The organism is Pontimicrobium sp. MEBiC01747 (assembly GCF_053601635.1).
Window position 1 is genome coordinate 1 of the sequence record NZ_JBSHNS010000310.1, and the last position, 9,694, is coordinate 9,694.

General features: G+C 30.0%; 13 protein-coding genes. 3 read left to right on the forward strand and 10 right to left on the reverse strand.

The annotated features are described in order from the left end of the window. Positions 1–52: 52 nt before the first annotated feature. The 4 genes from ACVC2P_RS10265 to ACVC2P_RS10280 form a co-directional block, all read right to left on the reverse strand. Complete coding sequence (locus ACVC2P_RS10265; RefSeq protein WP_452598387.1) at positions 53–322, reverse strand: CD225/dispanin family protein; 270 nt, start codon at positions 320–322, stop codon at positions 53–55. Positions 323–364: 42 nt separating this feature from the next. Then, entirely contained in the window at positions 365–691 is a 327-nt protein-coding gene (locus ACVC2P_RS10270; protein WP_452598388.1) for a CCC motif membrane protein, read from the reverse strand. 7 nt (positions 692–698) lie between these two features. Further along, a complete protein-coding gene (locus ACVC2P_RS10275; RefSeq protein ID WP_452598389.1) occupies positions 699–983 on the reverse strand; it encodes a DUF2752 domain-containing protein in 285 nt (94 codons plus the stop codon). Positions 984–1,088: 105 nt separating this feature from the next. Continuing rightward, positions 1,089–2,882, reverse strand: a complete 1,794-nt coding sequence (locus ACVC2P_RS10280; RefSeq protein WP_452598390.1) for a T9SS type A sorting domain-containing protein — start codon at positions 2,880–2,882, stop codon at positions 1,089–1,091. Positions 2,883–3,299: 417 nt separating this feature from the next. On the opposite strand from ACVC2P_RS10280, the gene ACVC2P_RS10285 reads away from it, so the two are divergent. Then, on the forward strand, positions 3,300–3,863 hold the full coding sequence (locus ACVC2P_RS10285; RefSeq protein ID WP_452598391.1) for a DNA mismatch repair protein MutS: 564 nt from the start codon (positions 3,300–3,302) through the stop codon (positions 3,861–3,863). On the opposite strand, the gene ACVC2P_RS10290 is transcribed toward ACVC2P_RS10285, so the two are convergent. Continuing rightward, the gene (locus tag ACVC2P_RS10290) at positions 3,860–4,801 is read right to left on the reverse strand and encodes a hypothetical protein (protein WP_452598392.1); all 942 of its coding nucleotides are present in this window, start codon (positions 4,799–4,801) and stop codon (positions 3,860–3,862) included. The two genes, ACVC2P_RS10285 and ACVC2P_RS10290, sit on opposite strands and share 4 nt — an antisense overlap. Before the next feature lie 171 nt (positions 4,802–4,972). Here ACVC2P_RS10290 and ACVC2P_RS10295 point away from each other — a divergent pair, with 171 nt between their 5' ends. Both ACVC2P_RS10295 and ACVC2P_RS10300 read left to right on the forward strand, forming a co-directional pair. Next, entirely contained in the window at positions 4,973–6,112 is a 1,140-nt protein-coding gene (locus tag ACVC2P_RS10295; RefSeq protein WP_452598393.1) for a cysteine desulfurase family protein, read from the forward strand. A 43-nt stretch (positions 6,113–6,155) separates the two neighbouring features. Then, positions 6,156–6,944: an alpha/beta fold hydrolase gene (locus tag ACVC2P_RS10300; RefSeq protein WP_452598394.1), complete on the forward strand. Its 789-nt coding sequence runs from the start codon at positions 6,156–6,158 to the stop codon at positions 6,942–6,944. Here the strand turns inward: ACVC2P_RS10300 and ACVC2P_RS10305 are convergent. The 5 genes from ACVC2P_RS10305 to ACVC2P_RS10325 form a co-directional block, all read right to left on the reverse strand. Next, positions 6,941–8,056, reverse strand: a complete 1,116-nt coding sequence (locus ACVC2P_RS10305; protein WP_452598395.1) for an SDR family oxidoreductase — start codon at positions 8,054–8,056, stop codon at positions 6,941–6,943. The genes ACVC2P_RS10300 and ACVC2P_RS10305 overlap by 4 nt on opposite strands. Positions 8,057–8,136: 80 nt before the next feature. Next, positions 8,137–8,310, reverse strand: coding sequence for a Lacal_2735 family protein (locus tag ACVC2P_RS10310; protein ID WP_452598396.1), 174 nt, complete (start codon positions 8,308–8,310; stop codon positions 8,137–8,139). Positions 8,311–8,396: 86 nt separating this feature from the next. Next, the gene (locus ACVC2P_RS10315; protein WP_452598397.1) at positions 8,397–8,783 is read right to left on the reverse strand and encodes a DUF2306 domain-containing protein; all 387 of its coding nucleotides are present in this window, start codon (positions 8,781–8,783) and stop codon (positions 8,397–8,399) included. Positions 8,784–8,923: 140 nt separating this feature from the next. Next, the gene (locus tag ACVC2P_RS10320; protein WP_452598398.1) at positions 8,924–9,394 is read right to left on the reverse strand and encodes a GNAT family N-acetyltransferase; all 471 of its coding nucleotides are present in this window, start codon (positions 9,392–9,394) and stop codon (positions 8,924–8,926) included. Between the two features lie 61 nt (positions 9,395–9,455). Continuing rightward, the coding region (locus tag ACVC2P_RS10325) for a hypothetical protein (RefSeq protein ID WP_452598399.1) at positions 9,456–9,694 on the reverse strand (239 nt) is incomplete at its 5' end.

Below are 9,694 nucleotides of genomic sequence, written 5' to 3' on the forward strand. Positions count from 1 at the left end.
CAATAATACCACTGTAATTATAATAAATATAATCTTGTTCTTTATAAAAAAATTAGTATCCGCCATTAGCAATTACTGCAAAACCTATAAAAACAAAATAAAGAATAATTCCTACTGCTCCTAAAACAATAGAGGCTATTCCCCATGTTTTTGCATTTTTAGAAGACTTTTCTGCTAGTTCATAGTTTCCATCTTCGTATGCACTATTTACTTTGGTTGCGTATACTATACTTACTATACCTGTTGGTAAACAACATAAAATAGTACTAATTATTGCTAAAGCTAAATAACTATTTGGTCTTTGTGGTTTGATGTTTTCCATAATTTAAAATATTTTATTGATTTTTAGTTGTTGTGATTAGTATTATCTTTGTTGAGCCTCTTTCATTTCTTCAAGCATTTCTTGCAATTCTTCCATCTTTCCAGTTGATTTTAAATAGATGTATAAAATAATGGTTAAAACACTTAATATTAAGCCAATAATAGCTATAATTTTTGCAGTTTTTACTTGTCCATAGTTGTCGTATGCCTCGGGATTTTCCTGATAAGTCTTTTCATCTTTTTTTGCTAAAAATAATGCTATGCCAGATAAAACAAGACCTCCAAATCCACTAGTACAGCAACATCCTACAAATGAGACTATACCTAATACAATACTAATAGTTGCATTTTTTAATTTTTGTTTTTCCATATATAATTTAGTTGATTTTCTTGATTATAAAACTAACAATAATTATTAAAACAGAAGCTATTGCTAGTATATTAATAATTTTATAGATGTATTTCTTTTTATAAAAAAAGGAAATACATATAGCTAATGCAAGGGGGATTAATGTAAATATTGCAGGATACATTTTAAAGGCTGCGATGAATTCTCCATGTATTAAAAAACTTAAAGACCGTTGTAATCCACAACCCATACATTCAAAACCAAAAAGTTTTTTATTTAGGCAAGGCAACATGTATTGTTCCTGTAATGGCATATTATTAGTTTATAACAAATGTATAAAAATAGACGTAATAAAAAAGTTGATAGTTTTTTAGGCTATCAACTTTTTAGTGTATTATTATTTAGTAATAGTTTCTGTTTACTTATTAGTCACTATTATTTTTTTATTTATAGCTTCTTCATTGTCTAATGTTACGTTAACAACATAAACACCATCGCTTAAATTTCTAGTAGGAAATTCATATAAGGTATTATTACTTAAGTTTGTGTTTTGCATAACACGTTTTCCAGCAACATCATATAATACTACAGATTTAATAGATAAAGCTTCTGGGTTTTTTATTGTTAATTGAGAGACAGTATTATTTTGGAAAATAGAGAAATCGCTAGTTTCAAACTCAGTAACACTTAATTGTTCATTTGCATTTTTAAATGTAATCTCAAATCTATCTTTATATTCTCCAGCTTCTAAATTTGTATCAAAATTAATTTCATTTAAATCGTAGTATATATCTTCTTCTATATCATGTAAGTAAATTGGTTGTTCATCAAAATTTTGAACATCAAATATTCTTACCGTTATAGGCATATCTTCATCTATAACAATAGCTAAAGGTATTTTTAAATCGATATCAAAATCATGAGCTTGTACTATATATGCAGTATCTTCTAACATGAAATAGGCATCAGCTGGATTTGGATTTGAGTTATTTGACTCTAATCCATAATCAAAACCATCTGTTGCAGAGCTATGAAAGTTATGTAATAATTGTCTAGTATGTTGTTGATTAAAATCTACATTTAATCTAAAACGCTTATATTCTGGTCCTAAAATTTGAAAACCATCTTCGTTGTATTCTAATTCATTAATTGCACTTACAGAATCATTATCTTCAGTAGCTGAAGCAGATGTTGTTTTAAAGAATTCACTGTCACTATCAGATTGTTTGTAATATTCTCTGTGACTGTTTCTAATAACTGCTGAACCATTAATAGTCCCTTCAATCATGAATCCTTGGGCTACTGGTATATATCTGTGCACTGCTTTCCCACTTGTAGAAGTTGAACCTCCTGTATTTAAAGTTCCATCTATATTTACAGTGTTAAAAACCGCAGGAACAAAAGATTCTACCATCCCGTCCGAACTAATAGTATATGTTGCATAACCTCCAACATAAGCTGTTAAATTATGAGACATTACAGATAAATCGTGCTCCCAGAAAAACAGAGTACCAGTAATTGCAAGTGTGTTTGAAACGTCGTGAATATAATCTACTGCATCTATTGCAGAAGGATATGGATTACCTACTAAGGTAAATTGCCCATTTAAAACAGAAGTAAGTATTGTCCCTGTATTTGGCTTCCCTCTGTAATCGTACAATTGAGAAGTAGACCCAGTAGATCCTTTCATTGTAAATCCAAATCCAGCCGAAACATTATTTGAAGCTCCCACATAATCCCAGTCACTATAAGTTGTTCCTGGACTATATTTCCATAACCAATATTGAGCAATTTGTAAAGGACTAGCTGTACCATCATAATCACCCGTTAAAGTAACAGCATTACTAGTGGTTAAACCTGTTACATCATGTATATTTAAACTAGGAATAAAACTTCTATTTGAGTTATTATTAGAAAGTACATTTCCAACAGGAGATGCCCAATAATTGTATGCGTAGTTATGTACAGTTCCAGTTTGGTAAACGCTTAATTCGCCAACTCCAGAGTTTCCAGTAGTACCAGAACCTTGAATAAGTTGAGCATCGTTTCTTAAGTAAATTGTAGCGTCTGTTTCTCCTAAGTTTACGTCATCTTCAACAAAGATAACTTCATCAGTAACAAAAACATAAGCATTATTTCTTACACTTAATTGCGCATAACTAGCGCTTAAAATGAAAAAAAATAGTAGGGATTTAATGTAAATATTTTTCATAATTATAGCATGATTTGGTATTTACAAACATAATAAAAAAAAAGTATATACAAAAGTATATATAAAGTACTTTCATGCAAGTGGTATTTGAAAATCAGAAGTTTAATGTTTGTAGCACTTTCTGTGGGAATAGCGCATAATGAACAGTAAGCAATAAAAACTCATTTTTTATAGTTAAATTTGTGATAGTATTACTCATTTAAAAACGGTAGAAATCATTAAAATTTTAAATTACTTATTAATTATTATTGGTGGAATTGTTGCACTATACGCAAATGGGCGAGAGGAGCAGAATGTACTTATATTAATGGGAGGCATTATATTATTAATGTTAGGTATTTACAGAATATCTAGCACCATCCCTAGTAAAGCAGAAAAAGAAGACCCTAACTTTATAAAAGAAGAAGAGGAGTAGTTATGGCATTTAAAGTAGGAGATACTGTATTTGTTTTAGATGAGGATATATCAGGGATTATTACCAATATATTCAGCACAACAGTAACTATTGAAGATTCGGATGGTTTTGAGCTTCAATTTGATATATCGGATATTGTAAAAGAAGAAAAACACTCATTCAAAAATGATATTTTTTCAAATAAAAGCATAAGTCAAGCCCTTTCCGAAAAAGAGAGCCTAAAACGTAAAACTACCGTAAAAAAGAGAGGTAAAGAACGTTACCAGCCTACTATGGAGGTTGATTTACATATCCATCAATTAATAAAATCTGATAAAGGTCTCTCTAGTCATGATAAAAAGATTTTACAGTTAGATACAGCAAAACATAAACTGGAGTTTGCAATGAAAAAGAAAATCCAGAAAATTGTTTTTATTCACGGTGTAGGGGAAGGGACTCTAAAACTAGAGTTAGAATATCTTTTTGGTCGCTACAATAATGTGAAATTTTATGATGCCGATTATAAAAAGTATGGATTAGGTGCTACCGAAGTGTACATCTACCAAAATGCAAAATCCGATTATTAGAACGTAGGTGTTACCTGTCTAGAAGATGTTGTAGCACTACCCTGTAATATTCCAAAATCTAATTCATCTTGCGATAGTATAGCTATATTTATTCCCATTAATAATAATCTAACTTCAAAAGTTTGCCCTATTGTATGTTCTCTGTAAGCTGTTGCTGGAACACTAGTGCTAACTTGGTCATTTAAATAGTCTGAACCTACACTATTATCGGTAATATCATTTGTTGGATCTTGATCTTGACTATCATTTTCTTCATCTCTGGTTAATACACCATCTCCATCGTCGTCAGGGTCTAAATAATCTGGTATGGTGTCTCCAGTAGCTGCATCTGTATTTAGTGCATTAGCTAAACCGTCTACAGTAGAATAATTTGGACTTTCAGAAATAGTTCTAACATTATCTCCATCATCATCATCATCTAAATAGTTTGGTAGGCCATCTCCATCTGTGTCATCATCGTCTAAATTACCATTCCCGTTTATGTCTTCAAATTCTGCAGGAATACCATCATTATCATCTTCTTCTAAAGAAATTGTAAATACAGCAGAAACTTCTGTAGAACTATAATCTTGGGTTATAGTAATATTAGATGGTGGTACATCATTACAAAAAATGTCTACAGTTGTGGGATCATTATTGTAAGTTCTGTAGTTAAATTGATTACCAGTTGGAAAACTAATCATTGGGTTTACTAAATCTACAAATAAAGGGTTTGTAGTACTTGGTATAGTTTTTAAAAGGCTATCTATTGTAGTACCCTCTGTTACATCTATTTGTAAAGAAAGCGATTCGTTAGGCTGTGTTTTTGTTTTGTAAACAATTAACTCTCCACAAGCTTCAAAAGTATTTCCAAATTCTAATTCTGCGGTAATGATATCTCCATCATCGCATGAAAATAAAAGAAAACAAATAACAAAAACCGAATATATTTTACGCATAAAAAAGTGTATTATTCAACAAAAATAATAGAATTGTCAAATTATAACGTAGCATATCTTAATTAATTTTATTTGAGTTATTTTTGTCTTATTAAAAGCACTATAAAACAGGTCTTTTTTTAACAAAAATTGAACTTGTTTAGTGTAAGAAAATAATAAACAGAGAAGTTGATGAAAACGGTATATTTCGATAGCGCTGCTACTACACAATTAAGAGAAGAAGTTATTTTAAGAATGACAAAAGTTATGCAGGAGAACTATGGAAATGCTTCATCTACGCATAGTTTCGGGCGTTCTTCTAAATCTCTTATAGAGAATGCAAGAAAAACCGTTGCTAAATATTTAAATGTTTCTGCATCTGAAATTATTTTTACATCTGGGGGAACCGAGGCCGATAATTTAGCGTTACGAAGTGCTGTAAGAGATTTAAATGTTAAAAAAATAATTACGTCAAAAATTGAGCACCATGGCGTATTGCATACAATAGACCAGTTGCAATTAGAATACGATGTTGCAGTAGAGTATGTAAAATTAGATACTAATGGCCATGTAGATTATGTACATTTAGAACAATTACTTAATTCACCAGAAAAAACATTGGTAAGTTTAATGCATGTTAATAACGAAATAGGTAATATTTTAGATATTAAACGAGTAGGAGCGTTGTGTAAAGCTAATAACGCTTTATTTCATAGCGATACTGTGCAGTCTGTTGGACATTATGCATTAGATCTACAAGAAATCCCCATTGATTTTATGGCAGTTAGTGCCCATAAATTTCATGGGCCAAAAGGTGTTGGTTTTGCTTTTATAAGAAAGCAATCTGGCTTAAAACCTTTAATTTTTGGAGGAGAACAAGAACGAGGCATACGTGCTGGTACAGAAGCTGTTCATAATATTGCTGGTTTAGAGACCGCATTAAAACTATCGTATAAAAACCTAGAAGAGGAACGCAACTACATAAAAGAGATTAAGTCTTATTTTATTAATGAATTGACTAAAGCATTCTCAGATGTTCATTTTAATGGTGCAAGCGGAAGCTTAAATGAAAGTACTTATACCGTTTTAAATGTTTGTTTACCAATTGCAGGAGACAAAGCAATGTTATTACTTTTTAATTTAGATTTAAAAGGTATAGCATGCTCTAAAGGTAGTGCTTGCCAAAGTGGAAGCTCTAAAGGATCTCATGTATTATCGCAAATATTATCTGAAGAGCAACTAGAAAAGCCATCACTTAGGTTTTCTTTTAGTAAGTATAATACAAAGGAAGAAGTAGATTATGTTATAGAAGCATTAAAATCGTTTGTATAATCTCTAATTATTGTATTTTAGCTCCTTAAAAATAATCTAGACTTTGTTAAATCATCATATTTATTTGCATAAAACTTCTAAACAATGGGTAACCTTTGTACACGGAGCAGGAGGGAGTTCGTCCATTTGGTTTAAACAAATAAGAAGTTTTGGAGCTGAGTTTAATGTGTTAGTTTTAGATTTAAGAGGGCATGGAAACAGTAAACCTGCTTTAAAGGATGCTTTTAATTCTAAATATACTTTTGATTCTATTACTAACGATATTGTAGAAGTTATAGACCATTTAAAAATTGAAAAATCTCACTTTGTAGGGATTTCTTTAGGGACTATTTTAATTAGAAACTTGGCAGAAAGGCATCCAGAACGTGTAGAGAGTATGATTATGGGTGGTGCTATAATGAAACTTAACTTTAGGTCTCAAGTATTGATGAAGTTGGGCGTTATTTTTAAATCTGTTGTGCCATACATGTTATTGTATAAGTTTTTTGCTTTTATAATAATGCCAAGAAAAAATCATAAAAATTCGCGATTGCTTTTTGTAAACGAAGCTAAAAAACTGTACCAAAAAGAGTTTGTACGTTGGTTTAAACTAACTTCAGAAATAAATCCATTATTACGTTTTTTTAGAGCAAAAGACATTAAAATCCCAACATTATATGTTATGGGAGAAGAAGATCATTTATTTTTACCTTCCATTAAAAATGTAGTTGCAAAACATATTAAGTCGTCTTTATACGTCGTTAAAAACTGTGGACACGTTGTTAATGTGGAACAACCAGAATTGTTTAATAAAGAGACTATTAAATTTATTAAAGGGATTAGTTTAGCTTAGTAACTTTTTATAAACTTTTTCTCTACTGAGAAATTAATTAGGTTCATGAAATTTTCGTGAACTCCTAAATTTTTATCTAGTTGTAACTGTTCTATTAATTTTAAAATAAGGTCAGGCTGAAATTGTAAGTCGGGAATAGATACATATTTTTCAAAAAGCCCACCTATACTTTTATAATATAGCTGCTCGAAGAGGTTTAGGTCTTCCGGCCTTTCTTCAATATATTCATAACTATTTATATTAAAAGACTCTAACACATCACCAACATAATCCTTATGTAAAATCTGTTTAGGGTTTACAATGTTTAGTTCTTTGATTTCAGGGTTTAAAAAAGCATAAAGCACTGCTTTTGAAACGAAATCTACAGGGACAATATTTAAACCACTTTTTTTGTCTATCCAAATTCTAAAATTATCCATAGACTTTTTAGCATATTTATCTAAAAATATAGCCCAAGAATAAAATACATCATATTTTGGAGTTTCGTAGAACGGCATATCTATTAATCGTCCACAAATAATACTTGGTCTTAGTATTTGAGATTGAATGTTTTTTGCATTACAAATCTCTTTTACATAGCGTTCACTTTCGTATTTAGATTGCTCGTAAGGATTTCTAAAATCGGTTACTTCATATTGTTCTATAGTATCATTAACTTTCTTATTCTGTATTCCAAAAGAATAGGCAGTACTTATGTATATAAAACGTTTAACATATTGGGGTATATGTTCTAACAGTTGTTTTGTTACTAGATAATTTTGAGCGTGTACTTTTTGTTTAGAATCTTTGGTGTGTAATAGGCTTGTAGAACCTGCACAATGTATTACTGTATCAAAACTATAATTTTGTAAAGTTTCTTTTGTTATAGTCGATAAATCATAGGGAATAACTGTAATTTTCTTTAAGCAATCTTCTAAAGAAAAATCATTTAAAAAAGCAGGGCGTGTTTTATGTTGTAGTATATTTTGTAAGCGTTGTTGAGCAGATGCTTCACTATCTCTAATAACAACAAATAAATGATTTACTGTTTTTTCTATAATGGCTTTGTGTAGCCATTCAAAAATAATATGACTTCCAACAATTCCAGTTCCACCAGTTAATAAACAATTCATAGTAATATTAGTATCCTAAATTATGAATCTGCGAAGTTACTATTATCTAGAATAATATACCGATGAAAAATAAATATTGTTTAAGCGCTTTTTTGTAGTACTTCAATTTGATCTAGCAATGTTCTAGCTTCAACTTGTCTCTTATCGCTTTCTTGTCTGTTAGTTTTAGACAGTTTATGTGCTTCTAGTAATAACTTTTTGTATTCATCTTGTAGTTTATCTAATCTACTTTTCTTTTTAAATAATCCAAACATAATCTTTTTATTACAAAGATAAAGCTGCTAAGGTGTAATAGATTAAAGGTTTTGTTAATTGTTCTGTTATAATTTTCTTAAAAATGTTAACCAAAAATAACATTGTGTAAATAGCGACCAGGCATTAAGGTAAAAGCTCCTGCAATAACCAATGCCCCAATATATAGTATAATCATTTTACGTTTATGTACAATTTTATTCCCTTTTTTTATAGCTATGTATGCTGTAGGTATTGTATATAGTGTTAGTATGCTAAATGTGTGTACCCATCCAAAGTGATTAAAAAGCGTTGGTCCTACTACTGCTGGTATAAATAGAGAAACTGTAGCGGTAAATAGCATAAGAATCATGTATAGCTTACCAATAGCTTTATGTGTAGGTGTTCCTTTTTTCAACAAAAAACTTATAGTTCCTAATATAAATGCTGGTAATACAGTATAAAGATGGATAAACATTAAAGTTTTGTAAGACATATTTTTGTTTTATAAGTTAGTGTAGTTGTTATTGTACACTGTAAAGGTCTTACATTACCTGTATAACTATAAATAATAGTTTCTGAGTTGTATTTTATTTAGGATGAGATGTTTTTTAATGGTCTAAATTATAATGTATTTTAGTTTTCAAGTCTATAAACAAACTCTTCTATTTCTTTTTTTCTTGCATTTGCAAATCCTTTTTCTTTTCCAATAGATTTGAAACCAGATTTTTCAAGAACTTTTTGTGAAGCATAATTATCAAAAGCTACTCTTGCAAAAAGAGGTCTTTTGTTAGTTAATGTAATAAATTGCTTTAAACCTATTGTTGCATAGCCTTTTCCCCAATGCTTTTTATCTATCCAATACGATATATTGGTTTCACCCATAATATCAAAATGTATTACACTACCTACAATTGTATCTTTTACCCATAAAGTTTCCATTTTTATGTTTGGGTTCTCTACAATTTTGCTCCATTTTTCCATGTAAGTGTCCTTGTTGCAAGGATCTTCTGCTGTAAAAGCTGCCAGCCATATAGCTTCACTATTGGTTTGAAAAACAAATAAAGTTTCTAAATCTTCTTGTGTCGTTTTTTTGAGTTCAATCATTTTTATTAGTTAGATTAATACATGTTTAGCTATAGTTTACACGCTCTTTTATATGTAATAATTAAAAAAAGACTTCTAGTTCTACTATTAGTGGACGATGATCTGAAACAATAGGTGCTTTCCTTAGCTCTACGTTTGTTTTTTTTAAAGTCACACTGGCCGAATTTCTATAAATAAGATGATCTATCTCTACTTTATTTTCACCTTGAAAGCTTAAATTGTCGTGTCCTTTTTCTACAAACTTAAAGCCTTGTGCTTTAAAATATTGCATTGTTGGTGAATTAGGGGGGCAATTAAAAT

Excerpts from the sequence above, each read along its gene's own strand:
- ACVC2P_RS10295 (WP_452598393.1), top strand. The coding sequence starts at position 4,973 with ATGAAAACGGTATATTTCGATAGCGCTGCTACTACACAATTAAGAGAA.
- ACVC2P_RS10285 (WP_452598391.1), top strand. The coding sequence starts at position 3,300 with ATGGCATTTAAAGTAGGAGATACTGTATTTGTTTTAGATGAGGATATA.
- ACVC2P_RS10265 (WP_452598387.1), bottom strand. The coding sequence starts at position 322 with ATGGAAAACATCAAACCACAAAGACCAAATAGTTATTTAGCTTTAGCA.
- ACVC2P_RS10315 (WP_452598397.1), bottom strand. The coding sequence starts at position 8,783 with ATGTCTTACAAAACTTTAATGTTTATCCATCTTTATACTGTATTACCA.
- ACVC2P_RS10305 (WP_452598395.1), bottom strand. The coding sequence starts at position 8,056 with ATGAATTGTTTATTAACTGGTGGAACTGGAATTGTTGGAAGTCATATT.
- ACVC2P_RS10320 (WP_452598398.1), bottom strand. The coding sequence starts at position 9,394 with ATGATTGAACTCAAAAAAACGACACAAGAAGATTTAGAAACTTTATTT.
- ACVC2P_RS10275 (WP_452598389.1), bottom strand. The coding sequence starts at position 983 with ATGCCATTACAGGAACAATACATGTTGCCTTGCCTAAATAAAAAACTT.
- ACVC2P_RS10280 (WP_452598390.1), bottom strand. The coding sequence starts at position 2,882 with ATGAAAAATATTTACATTAAATCCCTACTATTTTTTTTCATTTTAAGC.
- ACVC2P_RS10270 (WP_452598388.1), bottom strand. The coding sequence starts at position 691 with ATGGAAAAACAAAAATTAAAAAATGCAACTATTAGTATTGTATTAGGT.
- ACVC2P_RS10310 (WP_452598396.1), bottom strand. The coding sequence starts at position 8,310 with ATGTTTGGATTATTTAAAAAGAAAAGTAGATTAGATAAACTACAAGAT.
- ACVC2P_RS10290 (WP_452598392.1), bottom strand. The coding sequence starts at position 4,801 with ATGCGTAAAATATATTCGGTTTTTGTTATTTGTTTTCTTTTATTTTCA.